Raw genomic sequence first — 21,734 nt, 5'->3', positions numbered from 1 at the left:
AGGTTGTGCCTAATCGGCCACCGCGTCCAGCCGCGCGGCCATGACCAGGTCGTTCATCGTCACCCCACCCGCGGAATGGGTCGAAAAGGTGACGCCGGCGAAACCCCAGCCGAAGGCGATGTCGGGATGGTGGTTCGCCGCCTCGGCCTGCCAGGCGGCCAGGTTGGCCAGCTGCGCCGCGGCCTTGAAGCTCTTGAAGCGCCATTCGCGCCGGATGGACTTGCCGTCCGCGGCCAGCGACCATCCGGGCAGCGCCGCGAGCCTGGTCCGCAGCTCGGCCTCGGGCAGCGCCGGGGCGCCGTCGACGATCTTTCCTCGTGCCAGTTCGGTCATCGGGCTCTCCTCACAGGATCGGCGTCGCCAGCGCCAGAAGGTTGTTGCGCAGCCGCCGCCACAGCGACCAGCGGCGGATCTCATCGAGCGCGACCGGATGCGCGCGGTCGACATAGCTTTGCTGGCGCTGGTCCAGCGTGGCGGTGACGTCGGCGCCGACCAGCAGCATGTTCATCTCGTAATTCAACTGGAAGCTGCGGCGGTCCATGTTGGCGCTGCCGATCATCGCCATCTGGCCGTCGGCGGTGATGATCTTGGCATGCAGAAGCCCGCCCCGGAACAGCATCAGCTTCACCCCGGCCGAGACGAGGCCGTAGTAGAACCCCTCGGATGTCGCCTGCACCACCAGCGAATCGTTGCGCTCGGGCAGGATCACGGTCACGTCCACGCCGCGCCGCGCCGCCGTGCGGATCGCCGAATCGAGCGAGCTGTCGGGGACGTAATAGGGCGTGGTGATCACCAGCCGCTCGCGCGCGGCATAGATCATCGTCGCCATACAATCCGACAGCGAGCCCTGGCGGTCGTCCGGCCCGGTCGCCACCACCTGCCCGATGTCGCCCGGCGCCATGACCGGCGGCACCATGCGCAGCATGTCGCCCAGGTCCTCGCCGGTGTAGCTCATCCAGTCCTGAAGGAAGACCGCCTGCATCTGCCGCACCACCGGCCCCTCCAGCCGCAGGAACACGTCGATCCAGGGGGCGAAGCGCGGCTTGACCGCAAAGGCCTTGTCCGAGCAGTTGCGGCTGCCGGTAAAGCCCAGCACATGGTCGATGACCACGATCTTGCGGTGGTTGCGCAGGTCCATGCGCTGGAACAGCGCGCCGACGACCGGCAGACCCATGGGCAGCGCCTCGACGCATTCGCAGCCCGCCGCCTTCATCGCCGCCCAGGATTGCGAGCGGCCGAAGGCGCGCGAGCCGAAGGCGTCGATCACCGCCCGCACCTTGACGCCGCGTTCCGCCGCCCGCATCGCCGCCCGCGCCACCGCCCGGCCCGAGGGATCGTCCAGCCAGATGTAGAACAGCATGTGGACATGCTCGCGCGCGCCGTCGATGGCGGCGACCAGGTCGTCGATGGCGCTGTCGTCCTCGGCCAGCAGCGTGGCGCGGTTGCCGGCGACGGCGCCGAAGCCGGTGGTGGCGCGATTCGCGGCGATCACCGGCGCGGCGAATTTCGGCGGCTGCCGGACCGCCTCGGGGCTGGGCTGCCACAGGCCCGACAGGCGCGAGCGCACGCTGGCCATGGTCTCGACCTCGGCGCCGCGCATGCGGATCTCGCCGAACAGGACATAGGCGATGATGCCGACCAGCGGCACCAGCTCGATCACCAGGATCCAGGACAGGCGCACCGTCGGCTCAAGCCGGGGACGCAAGAGCACCCGCACGGACACCGCCAGCGCGACTGCGTAGTGAAGAAAGACGGCGAACTGGGTCCACATGGCCGCATGAAAGCCCGGCCAGCCCGGAATTGCAATTCCGCCCGGTTTTGCCTAAGTCACCCCAGACCGCAGCGTAAGGACCCGCCGATGAACTGGATCACCAATTATGTGCGTCCGCGCATCAATTCGTTGTTCTCGCGGCGCGAGGTGCCCGAGAACCTTTGGACCAAATGCCCGGAATGCGGCACCATGCTGTTCCACCGGGAACTGGCCGAGAACCTGAACGTCTGCACCAGTTGCGACCATCACCTGGCGATCAGCCCCCGCACCCGCTTCGCGGCGCTGTTCGACGGCGGCGTCTTCGTCGAGGTCAAGGTGCCCGAGCCGCTGGCCGATCCGCTGGGGTTCCGCGACCAGAAGAAATACCCCGACCGCATGAAGGCGGCGCAGAAAGCCACCGGCGAGAAAGAAGCGATGCTGGTCGCCGAGGGCGAGATCGGCCGCACCCCCATCGTCGCCGCCGCGCAGGACTTTTCCTTCATGGCCGGGTCGATGGGCATGTATGTCGGCAACGCGATCATCGCCGCCGCCGAACGCGCGGTGAAACTGAAACGCCCGCTGGTGCTGTTCTCGGCGGCCGGCGGCGCGCGCATGCAGGAAGGCATCCTGTCGCTGATGCAGATGCCGCGCACCACCGTCGCGGTCGAGATGCTGAAAGAGGCGCGGCTGCCCTATATCGTCGTGCTGACCCATCCCACGACCGGCGGCGTGACCGCCAGCTACGCCATGCTGGGCGACATCCAGATCGCCGAGCCGAACGCGCTGATCTGCTTCGCCGGCCCGCGCGTCATCGAGCAGACCATCCGCGAAAAGCTGCCCGAGGGCTTCCAGCGCGCCGAATACCTGCTGGAACACGGCATGCTGGACCGCGTGACGCATCGCAAGAAGCTGCGCGAGGAGCTGGTCTCGATCCTGCGCATGTTGGGCGGCCTGCCGGCCCCGGTCGCGGGCGACCTGCCTGCCCCCGGCCCCATCGCCCCGGCCCCGGCCGACAAACCCGAAGCCGAAGCGAAACCGGCCTGAGTCCCCGACCATGACCTCCTCCGACGCCATCCTCGCGCGGCTCATGCAGCTGCATCCCAAGGTGATCGACCTGTCGCTGGACCGGATGCACCGCATCCTGGCCGCGCTGGGCAACCCCGAACGCCGCATCCCGCCCGCGATCCATATCGCCGGCACCAACGGCAAGGGCTCGACCCAGGCCATGATCCGCGCCGGGCTGGAATCGGCCGGCCTGCGCGTCCACGCCTATACCTCGCCGCATCTGGCGCAGTTCCACGAACGCATCCGGCTGGCGGGCGAGCTGATCCCCGAGACCGAACTGGCGGCGGTGCTGGAGGAATGCGAGGCCGCGAACGGCGGCGCGCCGATCACCTTCTTCGAGATCACCACCGCGGCGGCCTTCCTGGCCTTCTCGCGCGCGCCCGCCGACTACACGCTGCTGGAAGTCGGCCTCGGCGGCCGGCTGGATGCGACCAACGTGATCGACAGCCCGGCCCTGACCGTGATCACGCCCATCAGCATCGACCACACGCAATACCTGGGCGAGACGCTGGAACAGATCGCCGGCGAAAAGGCCGGCATCCTCAAGCGCCGCGTGCCCTGCATCGTCGCCCCGCAGGAACCCGCCGCCCGCGCGGTGATCGAAGAGAAGGCCGAGCGGCTTTTCGCGCCGCTGCGCATCGCCCGCCAGGACTGGGACAGCCGGCGCGAGGGCGACGCGCTGATCTACCAGGACGACCACGGGCTGATGGACCTGCCGCTGCCGGTGCTGCCCGGTCCGCACCAGATCGTGAACGCCGGCACCGCCATCGCCGCGTTGCGCGAACTGGGCTTCGGCCGCATCGAGGCCCGCGCCGCGGTGACCGAGGGCGAATGGCCGGCCCGGATGCAGCGCCTGACCCACGGCCCCCTGGTCGCGGCGGCGGGCGATTGCGAACTCTGGCTGGACGGCGGCCACAACCCCGCGGGCGGCGCGGCGGTGGCGGCAACGCTGTCGGCCATGGCGAAAAAGCCCACGCATCTGGTCTGCGGCATGCTGAACACCAAGGACGTCGCCGGCTACATGCGCCCGCTGACCAGCGTGGCGCAAAGCCTGACCGCCGTGGCGATCCCGGGCGAGCCGAATACGCTCCCGGCCGAGGACACCGCCGCGGCCGCCGCCTCGGTGGGACTTGCAGCGACCACGGCCCCCGACGCGCTGACGGCGGTGCGGCGCATCGCCGCCGACCATCCCGGCGCGCGCATCCTGGTCTGCGGCTCGCTCTACCTCGCGGGACAGGTGCTGCGCGAGAACGGCTGACGGCGCATTTTCACCGTTTTCCCAATGCTCTGCGACCGTGCCTTCGCGTGCGGCAGCTGGGGCTCCGCCCCGTCCCTTCGGGACTCCCCGGAGTATTTTTCGGAACGAAGAAAGCCCATCTCCGCGACTCGATGGACAAGCCCCGCATCTTCTTTGCTTCACGAATACCCCGGGGGAGGCCGCAGGCCGGGGGCGGAGCCCCTTATACCCTTCCCCAATCCGCGTCGCGCATCTCGCGCAACCGGCTCGCCGTGCGCTCGAATTCGAAGGCGCCCTCGCCCTCGGCGTAAAGCCGCTCGGGCTCGTCGGCGGCGCTGGCGATCAGCCTGATCCGAGCCTCGTAAAGTGCGTCGATCAGGGTCACGAAGCGCTTGGCCTCGTTGTAGTTCGATTGCGACAGGCGCGGGATGGCGTCGATGAACAGCAGGTCCAGCGCCTCGGCGATGGCCAGATAGTCGCCCGGACCCAGCGGCCGGCCGCAGAGTTCCCAGAAGTTGGCGCGGCCGATGCGGCCGACATGCTCCGGGATCTCGACCTGGCGGCCCTTGATGTCCAGCACCAGCGGCGGCGTCTCGGCGCCGCCGGTCTCGGCCCGCCACAGCGCGTCCATCTGCTGATGCGCCGCGGTATCGGCAGGAACGAACCAGACCTGCCCGCCCTCGTCGCGGTTCTGGCGGTGGTCGGTGGCGCTGGCCAGTTCGACCACCTCCAGCCGTTCCCGGATCAGCGCGATGAAGGGCAGGAAGAGCTGGCGGTTGAGGCCGTTCTTGTAAAGCTCTTCGGGCACCCGGTTCGAGGTGGTGACCACGGTCACGCCTTCCTCGAACAGCACCTGGAACAGGCGGCCGACGATCATCGCGTCGGCGATGTCGGTGATCTGCATCTCGTCGAAGCAGAGCAGCCTGACCTGCCGTGCCACTTCCAGCGCGACCGGGCGGACGGCGTCCTGCTGACCGGTCTTGCGCACCGCCTCGAGCCCGGCCTGGATGTCCTGCATGAACTCGTGGAAATGCACCCGGCGCTTGGCGTCGGTCGGCGCCGCCTCCATCACCAGATCCATCAGCATGGACTTGCCGCGCCCGACCCCGCCCCAGAGGTAAAGCCCCTTGACCGAAGGGGCGGGCGCCGCCGATGCCGCGCCGCGCAGCCGCGACAGCCAGCCGTTCTTTTGCGGCGCGGGCGGCGGTGCTGCCGCCAGGTCCCGCACCACCCGGTCGAGCACCGGCAACACGCCGCGCTGCGCCGCATCGGGCGACAGCCGGCCCTCGGCCACCCGGGCCTCGTAGAGTTCGGATACGCTTGCCATCTTTGCCCCCTGCCAAAGAAAAGGCCGGCTCGCAAGAGCCGGCCTCGCCATTCCCACTATTTTCCTGAAGTTCAGCGCCCGCGACGCTGGAAGGTGCCGCGCGGGTCCGCTCCCCGGCCCAGCCAGTTCTGCGTGACTGCCGCGATCTGGTTCACGATCTGCACGCGCTGCGTCAGGCCCTTGGCGTCGGCTTCGTCCCCGGCGCGGCCGACCAAGGCGGGGAATTCGGCCTTGATGGTCTGCGGCTCGGTCAGCGCCGCGCCGCTGCGGGCGTCGAAGACCTGCACGCTGTACTGGATGTTATGCACGCCCGAATTCTGCAGTTTCTCGCGCACCACCGGCGTGATGGCATGGAACTGGCCCAGCGTGGCGACGATGCGCACGCGGGTCTTGCCATGCAGGCCGGCGGCCCCCTTCTCGATCCCTTCCTTGACGATGGCGGCGGCCTGGGCGCGGCGATCGCCGGCCGGCTCGCCATGCCAGACGATGTCGAAATCGGGGGTATAGCTGTTTTCTTCGCTGGTGGTCAGGGTCTCGGGCGCCGCGACCTCGACCGAGGCGACGCGCCAGTGCGCGGTCTGCGCGGTGTCGAGCTGATCATAGGCGGTTTCCCAGGTCGAGCTGGCGCAGCCGGCAAGCCCCAGGGTCAGGCCAATGGCCAGAAGGGCGGGTTTCAGCATGTGGTGGTCCCTCGTTCGGAAAATGCGATGAAGTAAGGCGCCGGCGCCATCGCCGGCCGTTTTCGGAAATTGCACCGGAATCCGCGGGTTGACCAGATTTTCATACAAATTGGACAAATATAGCAGCGCCTCCCGGCGGTTGAGAGCCCCGCTCTGCAACCACAAAGCGAATCACCCCGACCGTCGGCAAGAATAATCGTGGATTTCCAAGGCGCAACCGAATCACGCCCCCGGCCGCGTCGGTTCAGCCGATGGGCTGGTTGCGCGTCTCGGCCCGGATGAAGAGCGTGCAGAGCGCCGCCAGCAGCAGAAGCGCCGCGAAGACGCCGATGGCGGTGCCCAGGCCGCGCGCCACCACATAGCCAAGCGCCGAGGGCGCCAGCAGACCGCCCACCCGCGCCACCGCGCTGGCCGTGCCCATGCCGGTGCCGCGCAGCCCGGTCGGGTAGAGCTCGGGCGTAAAGGCATAGAGCGCGCCCCAGGTGCCCAGCAACGCGAAGCTCATCACCAGCAGCGACCCCGCGACCAGCCAGGGACTGGAAGCGATGGTGAACAGGAAGCAGCCGGCGGCGCTGAGGACCAGGAAGGTCTGCAGCGTCGGCTTTCGGCCCCAGCTTTCGACGCCATGCGCGGCCAGGGCATAGCCGGGCAGCTGCGCCAGCGCCATCAGCACCAGGAAGCCGTAGCCGCGCACGAAGCCGAAGCCGCCCTTGGCCAGTTCCGCCGGCAGCCAGACGAAGACGCCGTAATAGGACAGCGAAACCAGGAACCAGGCGGCAAAGATGCCCAGGCTGCTGTTGCGCAGCTCGGGCCCGAAAAGCCGCGCCTGGGCGGGGGCGGGCGGCGCGGTCAGGCGGATGTGCCCGGCCAGCGCTCGGGCGCCGTTCGCGGTCAGCACCCGGTCGACGACCGCCCGCGCACCGGCCTCGTCGCCCTTGCGCAGCAGATACATCGGCGATTCCGGCACCCAGAGCCGCAGCCAGATGCCGATCAGCGCCGGCAGCGCGGCGACGGCGAAGATCCAGCGCCAGGGCTCCTCGGCGCCGGCCAGATGCGCGGCCCAGGCGGTCAGGGCGATGAGGATGGTGCCGACGGCCCAGAACCCCTCCAGCCAGACCAGCCAGCGGCCGCGATTGCGGGGCGGCAGGAACTCGGCCATCATCGCGTAATCGACCGGCAGCGTGCCGCCCACCGCCATGCCGGTCAGGAAGCGCAGCAGCATCAGCGACCAGATGTCCGGGGCAAAGACCGAGGCGAGGCCGAAAGCCGCGTCGCAGCCCACCGTCAACAACAGCACGTTGCGCCGCCCGATCCGGTCGGCGATGCGCCCGAACAGCGTCGCGCCGGCGAACATGCCCAGGAAGAACAGCGTGCCCGTCTGCAGCGCCTGCGGCACGGTCAGGCCGAAGCTGGCCGCGATCGAGGCGGCGGTGAAGCCGATGGCGATGACCTGCATCGCATCCGCCGCCCAGACCAGGCCGAAGATGCTCAGCAACCGCCGCTGGAAACGGCCGGCGCCGCCCTGGGTCAGGGCTTCGTCGATGGTCAGGTTCATGGCTCGCCTCCGCTGATCCGCCTGCCGGGCAGTTTTGCGACCACGGCCGCCATGTCCACCCGAAAACGCCGCAGCGCGGCGATTTCGTTGCGATTCTTGCGCCGCGCATGGAAAAAGGGCCGCCCCGAAGGACGGCCCTTGGCAAGCCTAGGCGCGCGCCTAGCCCAGGATCAGCTCGAAGCTGGGCAGCCACCGCTCGATGGTGAAGACGCGGCCGCCCCAGGCGACGCTGCGGGTCAGCGTGGTGCGGATCAGCCCGCGATGTGCAGCGTAGCCACAGCCCGAGGCATCGGTCAGCGTCCGGTAATCCGTCGCCGCACGCTGCATGGCATAGCGCACCGCCGTCACCGGCCCCGAGACGTCCAGCAGGATGGCGCCGCCCGACACCGAGGCCGCCGTGATCGTGCCGCCGCCCGCGACCTCCAGCCCCAGATGCGCCGGGTCGCCGCCGTAATCGGCATAGACCCCGGCGACGGTCGTCAGCGCCTCGTCCCCCCGGACCGAGATCGGGATGGTGATCCGGTCGCCCGTGCGCGTCGCAGGGCCGGGCAGCAGGCTCCAGGGCCGGCCGGCGGCGTCCTCGGCAGCGGCCCAGATCCCGGCCTCATAGGCGCGGACATATTCCGACCACAGCTTGTGGACGCCCTTCCCGTCGCCGTTGTCGATCTTGTAGGGATAAAGCGGCCCGATCAGCACCCCGCCCTGCGCCCGCACCAAGTCCAGCTGGTCCAGCTTGCAGTCGTGCAGATTGCTGGCGGCACCCTGCATATAGCCGCCGGTCTGGTGCAGGAACAGCTTCGGCGCCGCCGCCTGCCCGGTCAGCCGCGCGATCTGCGCGCGCCAGCCGGCCAGAGCCTCGGTCGCCGCCGCCAGCCACCAGCCGCGCGGACGCGAGACATCGGCCTCGCCCTGGTTCAGGAACAGGCGCGGCACCCGCACCTGCTTGCCATCGGCGGCAAAGACCCGCACCGCCTCGGCCAGCCACCATTCGGCGTTCTGCCAGGGCGTCAGCAGCCCGGCGCTGCCGGTCGCGGCGTCGCCGTCCAGATTCTCGATCGATTGCCCGCCGGCATCGTGGAACTGGAAGGCGATGCCGTTCGGCGCCAGCCCTTCGCGCAGCAAGCCGCAGGCCAGAACCGCGCCCTCGGGGATCGAAGTCTGCACCACCATGGGCGCGGCACCCGTGGCCGGAACCGCGGTGTCATAACCGTTCAGCAGCGGATTGGCGACATTGGCCACCGCGACCCCGTCCACGCGCCGCAGCCCTGCCAGCATCAGCGCGCCGGGATTTGCCACGCCGCCGAAAATATCGCGCCAGCGCCGGCCGTCCGGTGCGATCTCGGCGCCGAAATTCGCCCCCAGTGCCAAGGACTGGCCCCGGGACATCATCAGATCGACGGTATTGTCAGGCGCCGTTACGCCCCCCGAAAATGCGCGATCACATCCTCGAACCGCAGCGCGAAACTGCCGCCGACCGGCTTGGTGCAGACCGCGATCTGCTTGACCGTGCCGCGAACATATTGCCCGGTGCGCACCTGCGAGAAGTTGACGCCCGGCGTGCCGGCCGGGGTTTCCGACAGCATCGTGCCGGCCAGCGAAAAGGCGCGCACGGTGCCCGCCGCGTTGTTCACCTCGATGCCGACGACGAATTCCTGACCATAGGTCACGGTGCCCAGGGCGATGCTGCGGGCCGATCCGTCGTGATAGCGCGCCTGCAGGCTGCCGTTGTTGTTCTGGATCGCGATGGTGCCGCCCGAAGGGTTCGCCGCCAGGATCTGCGCCACGCCCGAGCCATAGGCGTCCAGCACCGCCCGCACCACGATGAAGGCCCCGTCCACATTGGGATTGCTGAGGTTCGTCGCCTGCAGGCTGCGGCCGTCGGCAAAGACGATGCCCTCGGCGCCCATGGCGATGGCCGCGCCCGATGCGGTCGCCGCCAGCGCCCAGCCGCCATTGCCCGCATTGGCCAGACCGGTCACCGCCGCGGCCGAGCCGGCAACGGCCGAATTCGCGTCGAAATAGCCCGCCGCCCGGGTCATATCCACCACCACCGGCGCCTCTGGCTCGACGATCAGCGAGGCGGTGGTGGCCTGGACCGCACCGGCCTCGTTCACCCAGCGCACCGCCAGCGCATATTCCCCCGCCCGCGCCAGTTGCAGCCGCATCTGCCCGTCGACCGAGGCGCGCAGGGAATCGCCGTTCAGCGTCACGTCCCATTCCGCCACCGGCGCCGGCGTGCCCGTGGCCGCGCCGAGGTTCAGCACCACCGTCGCCCCCAGCCCGGCGCCGGCCGGCGTGATCGTCGGCTGCTGCGCCACCGTGGGGGCGACGCCGGCGCCCTGCCCCGCGATCAGCGTGGCCCCCCGTGCATCCAGAAGCGGCACCGCGCGCCCGCCCAGATAGACCCGTTGCACGCCGCGGAACAGCGCCCCGCTGAGCCCGGCGTGGATCGCCAGCGGCGCGTCGCGCGCATCGACCAGCACCAGGTCGCTGTCGCGCTTCTGCCCAAAGGGCAGCGCCTCGTAACCGCTGAAATCCTGCGCCACGATCAGCCGCGCCAGCCCGCCCTCTTTCGCGGCCTTCAGGTTCTGGGCGCTGGTGCGTTCAAGGTCGCCCAAGGTGATGTCCTGCGCCGAGGCCAGAAACAGCGATTTCACCTCGAAGACCTTGGCGACATATTGGTTGTAACCCTCAATGGTCCAACTGGTGCCTGCCGTGTCGCCCTCGGCGTTCACGATCAGGTTCAGCGACCACTCGCCCCGCGCGTTGGTCGTGGCCTCGACGCGCTGGGTGACGATCCGGGTGCCGCCGAACACGTCCGAGCCGCTCAGCGTGGCGACGATCTTGCCCTCGGAAATGGGGGCGAGGGTGGCGTCCATCAGGACGCCCCTGACAATGGCTTTGTTCGGCATGGTGTTCCTCTGCTCATTCCGAAAGGCGCCGCCATTATCCCGGCGTTTCGGACGCGTTGCCGGCCCGGGAAAAGCAACGCCCCGGCGGCAAGGAAGCGGACCCAGGGCCCCGCAATTTTCAGTTGTATTTTACTTAATGCTGAACCAGTTTGTCGAAAACAACCTTTGCGTGTGCAACTTGCGAGGCCGACGATGGGACGGAAGCATATTCTTGCCGATCATGCCGACTATCGGATCACCCTGCTGCAAGCCGGAAACGCGCCCGCCGCGCGGGTGGTGGTCAGCTTCGGCGGCCAACCCTCGGACCTGTCGGATGTCGGCTTCGGCAGCAGTTTCGCGCTCGAGAACGGCTGGGACAACATCTTCGTAGCGCAGCGGCACGGCACGCAATACCAGGGGCTGTCGCTGCAGGATTTCCGCGCCGCTGTGCAGCCGGTGATCCAGGGGCGCGACGCGATCACCTATGGCGCCAGCCTGGGCGGCTATTGCGCGCTTTACTACGGCGGCGTGATCGATGCCCGCATCCTTGCCGCCGCGCCGATGCTGCCGGCCTGGAAACCGTTGAGAATCCGGCGCTACGCCGACCTGGAGATCCGTCATCTGGAACTGGCACAGGCGCCCCGTTCCAGCCGCAGCCCGGTGGTGCTTTTCGACCCCGAGCGGCGGCAGGACCATTTCCTGGTCAATCGCATGGTCCGGCCGGCCTATCCCGATGTCCGGCTGGTCCGCATTCCCTTCGCCGGCCATACCGTGCTGCTGACCCTGGCCGAGATGCGCTGCCTCAAGCCGCTGATCCGGGGCATCATCGAGCGGGACGAGATCGTGCCCTTCCAGCATCCCGACCCTCGGCATTCGGTCTGGCATATGGAAAACGCCCGCAAGCTGATGCGGACCGACCGCGGTCTGGCGATCCGGCATCTGGAAGCCAGCCTGGCGATCAAGCCCAGCAAGCAGGCGTTCAGCATGCTGGTCAGCGCCCTGCTGGGCGAACGGCGGACCGACGACCTGCGCCGCCTGCTGGACCAGAGCAAGGCCGCAGGCGACAAGGCGCTGACGCCGGTGCCCGCCGTGCAGCGCGAACTGGCGGCGGCCGGGCTGCCGTTCTAGGGGCGGGCGCGGTCAGGCCACGTCCTTGGCCTCGCCCTCGCCGTCCAGGCCCAAGAATTGCGGACGGCCGGCCTTTTCGCCGAGGTATCTGGCAAAGGTGGACAGCGCCAGGCCCTCGGGACCCAGATAGCTGAAATGCCGCGCCCACGCCCGCTGCACGTCCTCTTGCAGCGCCACGGTCATGCCGCGCTTGCGCAGGGTCTGCGCCTCGTGCCGCGGCGTGTCGTTGTCGCCGCGATGGGTGACGATGCAGGGGAAATGCGGATCGGTCACCGAAACCAGGTGTTGCGGAATCTTGTAATGCCCATAATCGAATACCGTGCGTGTGCTGTGCCGCACCGCAGCGCCGGCGCTGAAGAAGGGGCTGTACCAGTTGTAGATGCCCTCGGTCGGCCCGTCCGTCACGCAATAATACAGCGACGAGAAGCTGACCGCGAAATGGGCGTTGCGCCACAGGCCGGCGGCATGGCGGCGCAGGCGGCGGATGAAATCCTTGGACACGCAATCGTCGTCGTCCAGCCGGAACTGCACCGTGTCGGGCAAATCGAGGCCAAGCTCGGGCGCCAGCAGGGTGATCGCCTCGGACACATGCATCGGCGCGACGAAGCGCAACTCGACCTGCGCCATCCCCTCGCAGATCCGTTCCAGACGGGCGCGATAGGTTTCGGGCATGCGGTCCGAGGACAGGACCAGGAAGCGGAAATTCGGGTCGCTCTGCGCCTTCATCGAGGCCAGGGTCAGATGCTCGAAGGTGGCCAGCCGGGCCAGCATCCGCTCGGGCGCAAAAAGTTCGGCCGCCTTTTCGTCGTAGATCGCCTCAAGCTGGTCGTCGGTCTTGTTCCGATAGGCCTTCCAGTCGCCGCGCCCCAACATCGAGAACCGGCAAACGCCGAGGATCGCAATATCCTGTTCCTTCATTTACTCGCTCACAAGTTGCACCGCACCTGTTGCTAGCAAAGAAAAATGCATGGCGCTACAACAGAAAATACAATTTGTCTGCGCCTTGACGTTTCAGGCGGGCGCACAACGCAAGGTGGAAGCTGGAACCGCACGAAAGGACCAAGCCACCCGGCCCGACCGCGCCGTTCGCCCGTCCGTCTCTCGCCTCGCCGATGATCGCCTGGGCAGGACTGGAACTGGTCGATCGCGGGTGATCGTGCACGCTAGCCCGCCATCCCGGTCCTCGGCCTGTTCCGCGCGAACCGATTGACCCCCGGGACGACTAAAACTGCGGCGTGGTTCCGAAAGATGGATCAAAGAAAGAGAAACCCACGCAACTTCAATAAGTTGCGTGGGTTTTCGCTGGATCATGGTGCCGGTGAAGGGACTCGAACCCCCGACCCCATCATTACGAATGACGTGCTCTACCAGCTGAGCTACACCGGCATGCCATGTGCCGCGCCGGATAGCAGGTTCCGGCGCGGGCGGAAAGGGGGGATCAGTGTTTTTTCCCCGCAATCTTCACGGCATTCTCCTCGGGCGGCTCGACATCCGGGCGCACCGGCAGCAGGTCGCCCTGGCTGGCGATTACCGGCTTGTGCAGCGGTTCGGGCCGGGCCGGCGCCGCTTCCGCCGGCGGCGGAACAGGCGTCGGCGCGGGGGCCGCGACCGGCTCGGGATCGGGGTCGGTGACCGTCATCGCCGGCTCGGCGCCGGCCGCGCTCAGCGGGGCGCGGCGATAGTCCGATTCGCGCGGCACCATGCCCGGCTGGACATCGGCGATCTCGGCCGGCTCCTCTGCCGCGGCGGCTGCGGCTGCCGGGGCTTCGGGCGGCGCATCCACCATGCCCGCCGCCTGCGGCGGTCGCGGGGCGGCCGCGGCCGTCGGCACCGGGACCGGCGTCTCCGCCGCCTTGCCGCCGACCAGCAGCGGCAGCATCTCGGCCCCGCCGGCCGCCGGCGCGGTCCAGACCGCGCTTTCCGGCTCGCGCCAGGTCAGCGTGTCGAAACCGCCGCAGCTGTCGCAGACCGGAGACCAGTCGGCCATGACGTTGTGACATTTGTCGCAGACCCATTGCGGCCCCCGGCTGGCGACCAGCGCCCGCGCCAGGATGCCGCGCACCACCGCGTCGTCGGCGCCCTCGCCCCGCTCGATGGCGGCCAGGATCGACAGCGAGCGCACCGTAGGATGTTTCGAGGCCAGGTCGCCCAGCGCCCGCCGCGCGCCCGGGAAATCCTCGGCCGCCAGCAGCAGCTCGGCGTGCAGCAACCGGGTTTCCTCGTGGTCGGGGTTCTGCTTCATCAGATCCTCGAAGCGCCGCAACCGCGCGGCCGGCTTTTCGTCCGGCACGATCTCGGCATAGGCGGCGGCAAGCGAGGGATGCGGCCGGACGCTCCAGGTCTTTTGCAGGACTCGGCTGGCGTTCCTGGCATCGTTTTGGGCGATATAGCTGCGCGCGGCCAGCACGGCGGCCGGAATCAGGTCGGGACTGGCGCGGTTGGCGGAAATCGCCGCTTCGCGCGCGCTGATCGAATTGCCCTCGGCCAGCACCTCGGACGCTTCTTTCAGCGCCAGAACCGCATCGCGGCGCAGGTGCACGTCCTTGGGCAGCTGCCCCTGCTGGCGCTTGTCCTTCAGCACGGCACGGGCGCCTTTCCAGTCGCCCTCGCGGGTCTGCAGTTCCAGCAGCATGTCCTGAACCTCGCCATGCTTCGGCTTCAGCGCATAGGCCTTCTCGGCCAGCTTCAGCGCGGTGGCGGTGTCGCCCTCGGCCAGCTTCTGCCGCATCAGCCCGCGCACGCCGACGAAACGGGTGCGCTGGTCCGAAAGCAGCCGGCGATAGATCTCGCCCGCCTTGGCATTGTCGCCGGCGACCTCGGCCGCCTGCGCCGCCAGAAGGTCGGTGACATGCGGCCGGTCCAGCAGCTTCGCGGCCTTGGCCGCCTTGTCCTGGGCCAGCCTCCCCTCGCCCGAGGCGACGGCCAGCATGCCCTCGGACAGCGCGTCATAGCCCTTGCGCTCGCGCGAGCGGGCGAAATAGCGGTTGATCGCGGTCTCGTCGCCCAGAAGGAAGCGCACGAAGGCGACCAGCAGGCCCAGCAGCTTCACCGCCAGCCAGCCCAGCAGCACCACGACCAGAACCGAGACCAGCAGTTGCACCGGACCCAGCGTGTATTCGGTGCCGCCATAGACCATGCTCAGGCCCTGGCCGCTTTCCGAAAGCTGGATCGCGCCCAGGGTGACCGCCAGCACGATGGCGAAGAAGATCAGGATTTTCAAAGCCGAAAGCAGCATGCGCGCGTTCCTTACAAGCTGCCCGCGGCCAGAGCGGCCAGCGCGGCATTGGCTTCGACCCAGACCTTGGCCCGGCCGGTCCAACCCGACATGGCGTCCTGTCCGGGCTGCGGCAGGGTGGCGATCTCGGCCAGCGCACCCTTCAGGTCGCCCGCCTTCACCGCCGCATCGGCGCGCGACAGCACAGCGTCGGGATCGCTGCCCTCGCGCGGCTCGACCGAGCGGGCGCCGGTCTGCACCCGCAGGAAGTCGCCGATGGCGCCCAGCGCGCCGTCGCTCTGCGGCGCCTGCTTGATCGAGGCGGCCAGCCCCTCGCGCGCGGCGGCGGGGAATTCGGCACGCAGTTGCTCAAGCGTCGGCACGTCGCCCGCCAGCACCGGCGGAGGTTCGATCCCAGCTGCGCGAAGGTCGGACAGCGCCTGCTCGCGGGCGCCGCCGGTCTCGATCGCGGCCTGCAAAGCCGCGGCCGCGGTTGCGCCCAGGGCACGGCGATTGGCGGCATCGGCGCTTTCCTGCAAGGCACCGGCCTGGGATTCGGCGGCGGCGATGCGCTTCTCGGCCTCGGCGGCGGCGCTGGCGATCTGGGTCTGCAGCGCCTCGGCCTGGGCAGCAAAGCCCTGCAGCCGCTCGGCGACCGCCGGATCCACGACCGAGCGGGCGGCCAGTTCGTCGATGCGCAACTGCTGCGCGGACAGCCGGCCGTTCACGTCATCCAGGAATTGCCGCAAGCCGGCACCGTCCTCGCCCGAGACCACCGGCGAGACCGCCGGGCGGGCGGCCAGGTCCGAGACGGTCTTTTCCAGCGCCGCCAGCTTCTCGGCCTGCGCCTTCAGCGCCTCGGCATCCCCGGCATCCGCCAGCGCCTGCCGGGCGGCATCGGCGCCGGCCTCGGCGGCGCGCTTGGCAAAGGCGTCGGCGCGGGTCTGGATCTCGGCGCGGGCTGCCTCGCTGCCGGCGTCGCGGGCGGCGGCGATCTGGGCCTCGTTCGGAGCTTCTTCAGAGGCGCCCGGCTGCCAGGCGGCGGGCAGGTGCGGCAGCGCCCACCAGGTCACGGCAGCGCCCAGCCCGGCGGCGATCACGCCGCCCAGCAGGGTCGGCACGAAACCGGCCTTGCGCACCTCGACCACCTTGGTCTCGACCCGGGTCGGCGCGGGCTGAGTCGGCGCAGAGGGCGGGACCGAGGATTTCTCGGCCGGTTTCGGCGGCACCGGCGGCGGCGCAGCGGCGGGCTGCGATTCGGACAGCGGCTTGCCGGCCGGCTGCGGCTTCGGCGCGGCGGCGGCCGGCCCCTCGCCCGACCCGACCAGCTTCGATTCGACCAGAGGCTTCGGCTCGGACACCGCCGCGGCCGCCGCCTCGCCGGCGCTCACGGGGCGGCTGTCGATCACCGGGCCCGAAACCGCCTTCTTTTTCAGATCCTTGTCGGGGACTGCCTTGCTTTCGCTGGAATTGGCTTCTGGCTGTTTCACAATTCTTCCCCGTTCCCTTCGCAGATCGGCGCGTGGCCGCGTGACGGCACAGGCCGCGATGATGTCTGGCTCCCGCCGCAAGTCTAGTCGGGGCCGCGTGGCGCCTCAACCCGCCCCGGCGTCGTTTGTTGCACAGGCAGCAGCGAGATGACGGCGGCCAGCACCCCCGGCGCATCCGGCGTCGGCGCCACCGCGGCCCGCGCCGCCGGCGCGTCCCAGGCCGAGCGCGCCGCGGCGCTGATCGCCGCCAGCCACAAGGGTGCCCTCGCCCGCCCCGCCTGCTCGGACAGCAACCGGGCCGAGCGCGGCGAGAACAGCGGCAGGATCACCGGCGCCTCGCCCGCCAGCACCGCCAGGGCCGCGGCCGTCAGCGGATGCCGCAGCTGGTCATAGACCACCATCCCCGGCACCGGCAGCGTTTTCGCGACATGGGCGCCATGCGGATGCAGCCAGCCCCGGCCCAGCCCGTCGAGCAGCGGCAGCATCCGCGCCGCGTCCCCCGGCCCCTCGGTCACCCGAAACCCCGCCGCCCGCGCCGCATCGGCAGTGGCCGGCCCGACGCAGATCGCCGGCCGACCGCGTCCCGGCCCCGCCGAGGGCACCGCATGGATCGAGGTGAAGACCAGCCCCCGCGCGCCCTCCAGCCGCGCCGCGTCATGCGCCACCGGCACGATCTCCATCACCGGCGCGATCAGGACCCGCAGCCCCAGGGGCGCGAGGGCTGCGGCAAAACGCCGCGAGGCCGGCTCGGGCCGGGTCAGAAGCAGCAGGGGCTGGGCGGCAAGCGGCATGGCAATCGCGCGGTCAAGGTGTTACTTCCCCCTTGCCTATGCCTCGGGCGGCGCGGGAACAAGGACCAGCATGACACGGATCTTTCTGGGCATCGAAAGCAGCTGCGACGACACCGCCGCCGCGCTCGTGCGCGACGACCGGGCGATCCTGGCCTCGGTCGTAGCCGGCCAGACCGCGCTGCATGCCGATTTCGGCGGCGTCGTGCCCGAGATCGCCGCCCGCGCCCATGCCGAGAAGCTGGATATCTGCGTCGAGCAGGCGCTGGCCCAGGCCGGGCTGCGGCTGGACCAGCTGGATGGGATCGCCGTCACCGCCGGACCGGGGCTGATCGGCGGCGTGCTGTCGGGCGTCATGCTGGCCAAGGGGCTGGCGGCGGGCTCGGGCCTGCCTCTGGTGGGCGTGAACCACCTGGCCGGGCACGCGCTGACGCCGCGCCTCAGCGACGACATCGCCTATCCCTATCTGATGCTGCTGGTCTCGGGCGGGCATTGCCAGTTCCTGCGGGTCGAGGGGCCGCAAAGCTTTACCCGGCTGGGCGGCACCATCGACGACGCGCCGGGCGAGGCCTTCGACAAGGTTGCGAAATTGCTGGGCCTGCCGCAACCAGGCGGCCCCGCGGTCGAGGCGGCCGCCCTGCAAGGCGATCCGCGCCGCTTTGCCTTTCCGCGCCCGCTTCTGGACCGGCCGGGCTGCGACATGAGTTTCTCGGGGCTCAAGACCGCCGTGCTGCGCCAGCGCGACGCGCTGGTCGCCGAACAGGGCGGCTTGCACCGACAGGACCGCGACGACATCTGCGCCGGCTTCCAGGCCGCCGTGGCCGAAGTGCTGTCGGAAAAGACCCGTCGGGCGCTGGAGCTGTCTCCGGCGCCGGTGCTGGCGGTGGCGGGCGGCGTGGCCTCGAACCGCAGGCTGCGCGCGGCGCTGCATTACGTCGCGGCCAAGGCCCGTGCCGGCTTTGTCGCGCCGCCCCTGCAGCTGTGCACCGACAATGCCGCGATGATCGCCTGGGCGGGGATCGAGACCTATGACGCCGGCCAGCGCGACGGCATGGACCTGGCCGCGCATCCGCGCTGGCCTCTGGACCGGGACGCGACACCGATGCTGGGCACTGGCAAGCGGGGAGCCAAGGCATGAGCGTGGCGGTGATCGGCGCGGGCGCTTTCGGCACGGCGCTGGCGGTGGTGCTGGCGGCCAAGGGGCCGGTGACCCTCTGGGGCCGCGACATCGGCTGGCGGGGCGAGAACCCGCGCCTGCCCGGCATCCCCCTGCCAGACAGCCTGCGGGTGACCGACGTCATCGAGGACTGCACCGCCGAAACCGTGCTGCTGGCGCTGCCGGCGCAGGTGCTGGGCGGCTTTCTGGCCGAGCAGGCGCCGCTGTTCGACGGCCGCAACCTGGTCAGCTGCGCCAAGGGCATCGATCTGGCCACGCTGACCGGCCCCTCGACGCTGATCGCCGCCGCCTGCCCGCGCGCGACGGTCGCGGTCCTGACCGGCCCCAGCTTCGCCGGCGACATCGCCCGCGGCCTGCCCACCGCGCTGACGCTGGCCTGCGCCGACACCACGGCGGCCGAGGCCCTGCAGCGCCGGCTGTCCACCGGCGCACTGCGGCTCTATCGCAGCACGGACGTGACCGGCGCCGAACTGGGCGGCGCGCTGAAGAACGTCATCGCCATCGCCGCCGGCGCCGCCATCGGCGCGGGCTATGGCGACAGCGCCCGCGCCAGCGTCGTCACCCGCGGCTTTGCCGAGATGACCCGCCTGGCCGTCGCGCTGGGCGCCCGCCCCGAGACGCTGACCGGCCTCTCGGGCCTGGGCGACCTGGTGCTGACCTGCACCTCGGAACAGTCGCGCAACTTCCGCTTCGGCCTGGCCCTTGGCGCGGGCCGCGACTTCGCCGCCGGCACCACGGTCGAGGGCGCCGCCACCGCCCGCGCCGTCGCCGCCCTGGCCCCCCGGCTGGGGGTCGAGCTTCCGGTCTCGCAACTGGTCGCGGGGCTTGCCGAAGGCCGGGTCGCCATGGAACATGCCCTTGATATTCTGCTGAACCGTCCGCTGAAGGAGGAATGATGCCCCTGTTCGCCCTGATCTGCCGCGATGCCCCCGGCATGCTGGAAACCCGCCTCGCCGTGCGCGAGAAGCACCTCGGCTGGCTGGACCGGCGCCCCGGCCTGCAGCTGGCCGGCCCCTTCATCGAGGACGGCCGGCCCTGCGGCTCGCTGCTGATCGTCGAGGGCGAAAGCCTGGACGAGGTCCGCGCCTGGGCCGCGCATGATCCCTATGCCGAGGCCGGCGTCTTCGGCTCGGTCGAGATCGTCGAATGGCGCAAGGTGATCGGCTGATGGCCTGCTGGCTGTTCAAGTCCGAGCCCGATGTCTTCGGCTTCGACGACCTGATCGCCAAGGGCGCGGCGGGCGAGCAATGGGACGGCGTGCGCAACTATCAGGCCCGCAACAACATGCGCGCCATGAAGGTGGGCGAGCGCGGCTTCTTCTATCACTCGAACGTCGGCAAAGAGGTCGTCGGCATCTGCGAGGTGGTGGCCGAAGCGCATCCCGATTCGACCGCCGAAGACCCGAAATGGGAATGCGTCGACGTGAAGGCGGTGGCCCGGCTCGTAACGCCGGTCACGCTGGACGACGCAAAGGCCGAGCCACGGCTCAGGGACATGGTCCTGGTCAACAATTCCCGCCTGTCGGTGCAGCCGGTCTCGGACGCGGAATGGGACGTGATCCTGGAACTTGCCGGCGGCACCCGGCCGCTCTGACCCCGAACCATCCCAGGCCCGCGCCCCAGGAGCGAAACATGGCACGCAGTCCGAAACCCATCGTGGACCGCCCCACCACGAAGCGCATCGGCGCGCTGCGGGCGCTGTGGCCCTTTGTCCGGCCCTATCGCGGCCTGCTGGCGGCGGCCCTGCTGGCGCTGACCGTGACCGCCGGGATCAGCCTGGTGCTGCCGCTGGCGGTGCGCCGGGTGGTCGACGGCTTCGACGAGGGCGCGCAGCTGCTGGACCAGTATTTCGGCGCCGCGCTGGCCATCGTCGCGCTGCTCGCGCTGGGGACGGGGATGCGCTACTATCTCGTGACCCGTCTGGGCGAGCGCGTGGTGGCCGACATCCGCAAGGCCGTGTTCGACCGCGTCATCGCGATGAGCCCGGCCTTCTACGAGCGGGTGCTGACCGGCGAGATCATCAGCCGCATCACCACCGACACCACGCTGATCCAGTCGGTGATCGGCTCGTCGGTGTCCATCGCACTGCGCAACTTCATGATCCTGATCGGCGGCATGGCGATGCTGGTCTGGACCTCGGCCAAGCTCTCGGCGCTGGTGCTGCTCTTGGTGCCGCTGGTGGTGGTGCCGATCGTGGTGCTGGGCCGGCGGCTGCGCAAGCTCTCGCGCGAGAACCAGGACTGGATCGCGCTGTCCTCGGGCGCGGCCTCGGAAAGCCTGCTCTCGGCGCAGACGGTGCAGGCCTTTACCCACGAGGGCCCGACGCGGGCACGCTTCGACGAGGTGACCGAACGATCCTACGATTCGGCGCTGAGCCGGGTCAGGACGCGGACGGTGATGACGGTGATCGTGATCTTCCTGATCTTCTCGGGCGTGCTGGGCATCCTGTGGGTCGGGGCGCGCGACGTGCGGCTCGAAGCGATGACCGTCGGCGAATTGGTGCAATTCGTCATCTATGCCGTGCTGGTCGCCGGCGCGGTGGGCGCGCTTTCCGAAATCTGGGGCGAGTTGCAACGCGCCGCCGGCGCCACCGAAAGGCTGAGCGAGCTGCTGACCGCCCGCGACAGCCTCACCGACCCGGCGCAGCCCGTCGCCCTGCCCCGCCCGGTCCGCGGCGCCATCGGCTTCGACCGGGTGACCTTCCACTACCCCTCGCGGCCCGACCGCTCGGCGCTCGAAGGGGTCACGCTCGACATCGCCCCGGGCGAGACGGTGGCGCTCGTCGGCCCCTCGGGTGCCGGCAAGACCACGGTGATCCAGCTGCTGCTGCGCTTCTGGGACCCGGACGCCGGCACGGTGACCATCGACGGTATCGACCTGCGCGACATGGCGCGGGCCGATTTCCGCCGCGCCATCGCGCTGGTGCCGCAAGACCCGGTGATCTTTGCCGCCACCGCGCGGGAAAACATCCGCTTCGGCCGGCCCGAGGCCAGCGACGCCGAGGTCGAGGCCGCCGCCCGCGCCGCCCATGCCGACGAATTCCTGCGCCTGCTGCCCGACGGCTACGACAGCTATGTGGGCGAGCGCGGGGTGATGCTGTCGGGCGGCCAGAAGCAGCGCATCGCCATCGCCCGCGCCATCCTGCGCGACGCGCCGATCCTGCTGCTGGACGAGGCGACCAGCGCGCTGGACGCCGAATCCGAACGGCTGGTGCAAAAGGCCGTGGACGATCTGGCCCGCAGCCGCACCACCATCATCATTGCCCACCGCCTGGCGACGGTGAAGAAGGCGGACCGCATCGTCGTCTTCGACCATGGTGGCATCGTGGCCCAGGGTCGGCACGAGGACCTGGTGACGCAGGGCGGTCTCTACGCCCGGCTGGCGCGGCTGCAGTTCACCGAGGGCGCGTTGGATACGGCGCCGGCTTGACCCG

Annotated in this window: 19 protein-coding genes and 1 tRNA gene; 8 read left to right on the top strand and 12 right to left on the bottom strand. The window is 69.9% G+C overall.

Features of this window, described 5'->3' with window-relative positions; all coding sequences use genetic code 11:
- Positions 1-9: 9 nt before the first annotated feature.
- Both JCM7685_RS04160 and cls read right to left on the bottom strand, forming a co-directional pair.
- Positions 10-333: a 4a-hydroxytetrahydrobiopterin dehydratase gene (locus JCM7685_RS04160; protein ID WP_083412770.1), complete on the bottom strand. Its 324-nt coding sequence runs from the start codon at positions 331-333 to the stop codon at positions 10-12.
- Positions 334-343: 10 nt separating this feature from the next.
- Entirely contained in the window at positions 344-1,771 is a 1,428-nt protein-coding gene (gene cls / locus JCM7685_RS04155) for a cardiolipin synthase (protein WP_074968372.1), read from the bottom strand.
- An 87-nt stretch (positions 1,772-1,858) separates the two neighbouring features.
- On the opposite strand from cls, the gene accD reads away from it, so the two are divergent.
- Both accD and JCM7685_RS04145 read left to right on the top strand, forming a co-directional pair.
- Complete coding sequence (gene accD / locus JCM7685_RS04150) at positions 1,859-2,794, top strand: acetyl-CoA carboxylase, carboxyltransferase subunit beta (protein ID WP_074968374.1); 936 nt, start codon at positions 1,859-1,861, stop codon at positions 2,792-2,794.
- A gap of 10 nt (positions 2,795-2,804) precedes the next feature.
- Positions 2,805-4,073: a bifunctional folylpolyglutamate synthase/dihydrofolate synthase gene (locus tag JCM7685_RS04145; protein WP_074968376.1), complete on the top strand. Its 1,269-nt coding sequence runs from the start codon at positions 2,805-2,807 to the stop codon at positions 4,071-4,073.
- 202 nt (positions 4,074-4,275) lie between these two features.
- Here the strand turns inward: JCM7685_RS04145 and zapE are convergent, their stop codons facing one another.
- From zapE to JCM7685_RS19995, 5 genes are all read right to left on the bottom strand, one after another.
- Positions 4,276-5,379 (bottom strand): cell division protein ZapE, encoded by a 1,104-nt coding sequence (gene zapE, locus JCM7685_RS04140; RefSeq protein ID WP_074968378.1) that lies wholly within the window; start codon positions 5,377-5,379, stop codon positions 4,276-4,278.
- 71 nt (positions 5,380-5,450) lie between these two features.
- Positions 5,451-6,059, bottom strand: a complete 609-nt coding sequence (locus JCM7685_RS04135; protein ID WP_074968380.1) for a DUF6778 family protein — start codon at positions 6,057-6,059, stop codon at positions 5,451-5,453.
- 244 nt (positions 6,060-6,303) lie between these two features.
- Positions 6,304-7,614, bottom strand: a complete 1,311-nt coding sequence (locus tag JCM7685_RS04130) for an MFS transporter (RefSeq protein ID WP_074968382.1) — start codon at positions 7,612-7,614, stop codon at positions 6,304-6,306.
- A 159-nt stretch (positions 7,615-7,773) separates the two neighbouring features.
- A complete protein-coding gene (locus JCM7685_RS04125; protein ID WP_170848933.1) occupies positions 7,774-9,000 on the bottom strand; it encodes a hypothetical protein in 1,227 nt (408 codons plus the stop codon).
- 29 nt (positions 9,001-9,029) lie between these two features.
- A complete protein-coding gene (locus JCM7685_RS19995) occupies positions 9,030-10,493 on the bottom strand; it encodes a hypothetical protein (RefSeq protein ID WP_197701067.1) in 1,464 nt (487 codons plus the stop codon).
- Between the two features lie 225 nt (positions 10,494-10,718).
- Between JCM7685_RS19995 and JCM7685_RS04115 the strand changes: the two genes are divergently transcribed.
- The gene (locus JCM7685_RS04115) at positions 10,719-11,633 is read left to right on the top strand and encodes a hypothetical protein (RefSeq protein ID WP_074968385.1); all 915 of its coding nucleotides are present in this window, start codon (positions 10,719-10,721) and stop codon (positions 11,631-11,633) included.
- Positions 11,634-11,645: 12 nt separating this feature from the next.
- Here the strand turns inward: JCM7685_RS04115 and JCM7685_RS04110 are convergent, their stop codons facing one another.
- The 5 genes from JCM7685_RS04110 to JCM7685_RS04090 all read right to left on the bottom strand — a co-directional run bounded on the left by JCM7685_RS04110 (position 11,646) and on the right by JCM7685_RS04090 (position 17,128).
- Positions 11,646-12,551, bottom strand: a complete 906-nt coding sequence (locus tag JCM7685_RS04110) for a glycosyltransferase (RefSeq protein WP_074968387.1) — start codon at positions 12,549-12,551, stop codon at positions 11,646-11,648.
- Between the two features lie 392 nt (positions 12,552-12,943).
- A tRNA-Thr gene (locus tag JCM7685_RS04105) sits at positions 12,944-13,019 on the bottom strand.
- 52 nt (positions 13,020-13,071) lie between these two features.
- A complete protein-coding gene (locus tag JCM7685_RS04100; protein WP_074968389.1) occupies positions 13,072-14,868 on the bottom strand; it encodes a heme biosynthesis protein HemY in 1,797 nt (598 codons plus the stop codon).
- An 11-nt stretch (positions 14,869-14,879) separates the two neighbouring features.
- Positions 14,880-16,337 carry a COG4223 family protein gene (locus JCM7685_RS04095; protein WP_074968390.1) on the bottom strand — a complete coding sequence of 486 codons (1,458 nt, stop codon included), beginning with the start codon at positions 16,335-16,337 and terminating at the stop codon, positions 14,880-14,882.
- 83 nt (positions 16,338-16,420) lie between these two features.
- A complete protein-coding gene (locus tag JCM7685_RS04090) occupies positions 16,421-17,128 on the bottom strand; it encodes a uroporphyrinogen-III synthase (RefSeq protein ID WP_074968392.1) in 708 nt (235 codons plus the stop codon).
- 70 nt (positions 17,129-17,198) lie between these two features.
- Between JCM7685_RS04090 and tsaD the strand changes: the two genes are divergently transcribed.
- Genes tsaD through JCM7685_RS04065 form a run of 5 tightly spaced genes read left to right on the top strand, consistent with a single transcriptional unit; the run spans position 17,199 to position 21,730 of the window.
- A complete protein-coding gene (tsaD, locus tag JCM7685_RS04085) occupies positions 17,199-18,263 on the top strand; it encodes a tRNA (adenosine(37)-N6)-threonylcarbamoyltransferase complex transferase subunit TsaD (RefSeq protein WP_074968394.1) in 1,065 nt (354 codons plus the stop codon).
- Positions 18,260-19,198, top strand: coding sequence for an NAD(P)H-dependent glycerol-3-phosphate dehydrogenase (locus JCM7685_RS04080; protein WP_074968396.1), 939 nt, complete (start codon positions 18,260-18,262; stop codon positions 19,196-19,198). The genes tsaD and JCM7685_RS04080 overlap by 4 nt, the downstream gene beginning before the upstream one ends.
- Positions 19,198-19,470, top strand: coding sequence for a YciI family protein (locus JCM7685_RS04075; RefSeq protein ID WP_074968398.1), 273 nt, complete (start codon positions 19,198-19,200; stop codon positions 19,468-19,470). Before JCM7685_RS04080 ends, JCM7685_RS04075 begins: the two co-directional genes overlap by 1 nt.
- Entirely contained in the window at positions 19,470-19,895 is a 426-nt protein-coding gene (locus tag JCM7685_RS04070; RefSeq protein WP_074968400.1) for an EVE domain-containing protein, read from the top strand. Before JCM7685_RS04075 ends, JCM7685_RS04070 begins: the two co-directional genes overlap by 1 nt.
- Positions 19,896-19,933: 38 nt before the next feature.
- Complete coding sequence (locus tag JCM7685_RS04065; protein ID WP_074968401.1) at positions 19,934-21,730, top strand: ABC transporter transmembrane domain-containing protein; 1,797 nt, start codon at positions 19,934-19,936, stop codon at positions 21,728-21,730.
- The last annotated feature ends 4 nt before the right edge of the window (positions 21,731-21,734 follow it).

Source organism: Paracoccus aminovorans (assembly GCF_900005615.1).
Classification (GTDB): Bacteria; Pseudomonadota; Alphaproteobacteria; order Rhodobacterales; family Rhodobacteraceae; genus Paracoccus; species Paracoccus aminovorans.
This window is presented reverse-complemented; position numbering and strand designations above follow the sequence as displayed.

Bases quoted from the DNA above. Each gene is read 5' to 3' on its own strand.
- JCM7685_RS04090 (WP_074968392.1), bottom strand. From the start codon at position 17,128: ATGCCGCTTGCCGCCCAGCCCCTGCTGCTTCTGACCCGGCCCGAGCCG.
- JCM7685_RS04115 (WP_074968385.1), top strand. From the start codon at position 10,719: ATGGGACGGAAGCATATTCTTGCCGATCATGCCGACTATCGGATCACC.
- JCM7685_RS04080 (WP_074968396.1), top strand. From the start codon at position 18,260: ATGAGCGTGGCGGTGATCGGCGCGGGCGCTTTCGGCACGGCGCTGGCG.
- JCM7685_RS04075 (WP_074968398.1), top strand. From the start codon at position 19,198: ATGCCCCTGTTCGCCCTGATCTGCCGCGATGCCCCCGGCATGCTGGAA.
- JCM7685_RS04160 (WP_083412770.1), bottom strand. From the start codon at position 333: ATGACCGAACTGGCACGAGGAAAGATCGTCGACGGCGCCCCGGCGCTG.
- cls (WP_074968372.1), bottom strand. From the start codon at position 1,771: ATGTGGACCCAGTTCGCCGTCTTTCTTCACTACGCAGTCGCGCTGGCG.
- JCM7685_RS19995 (WP_197701067.1), bottom strand. From the start codon at position 10,493: ATGGACGCCACCCTCGCCCCCATTTCCGAGGGCAAGATCGTCGCCACG.
- JCM7685_RS04070 (WP_074968400.1), top strand. From the start codon at position 19,470: ATGGCCTGCTGGCTGTTCAAGTCCGAGCCCGATGTCTTCGGCTTCGAC.
- JCM7685_RS04135 (WP_074968380.1), bottom strand. From the start codon at position 6,059: ATGCTGAAACCCGCCCTTCTGGCCATTGGCCTGACCCTGGGGCTTGCC.
- JCM7685_RS04065 (WP_074968401.1), top strand. From the start codon at position 19,934: ATGGCACGCAGTCCGAAACCCATCGTGGACCGCCCCACCACGAAGCGC.
- JCM7685_RS04130 (WP_074968382.1), bottom strand. From the start codon at position 7,614: ATGAACCTGACCATCGACGAAGCCCTGACCCAGGGCGGCGCCGGCCGT.
- JCM7685_RS04100 (WP_074968389.1), bottom strand. From the start codon at position 14,868: ATGCTGCTTTCGGCTTTGAAAATCCTGATCTTCTTCGCCATCGTGCTG.
- zapE (WP_074968378.1), bottom strand. From the start codon at position 5,379: ATGGCAAGCGTATCCGAACTCTACGAGGCCCGGGTGGCCGAGGGCCGG.
- accD (WP_074968374.1), top strand. From the start codon at position 1,859: ATGAACTGGATCACCAATTATGTGCGTCCGCGCATCAATTCGTTGTTC.
- JCM7685_RS04125 (WP_170848933.1), bottom strand. From the start codon at position 9,000: ATGTCCCGGGGCCAGTCCTTGGCACTGGGGGCGAATTTCGGCGCCGAG.
- JCM7685_RS04145 (WP_074968376.1), top strand. From the start codon at position 2,805: ATGACCTCCTCCGACGCCATCCTCGCGCGGCTCATGCAGCTGCATCCC.
- tsaD (WP_074968394.1), top strand. From the start codon at position 17,199: ATGACACGGATCTTTCTGGGCATCGAAAGCAGCTGCGACGACACCGCC.
- JCM7685_RS04110 (WP_074968387.1), bottom strand. From the start codon at position 12,551: ATGAAGGAACAGGATATTGCGATCCTCGGCGTTTGCCGGTTCTCGATG.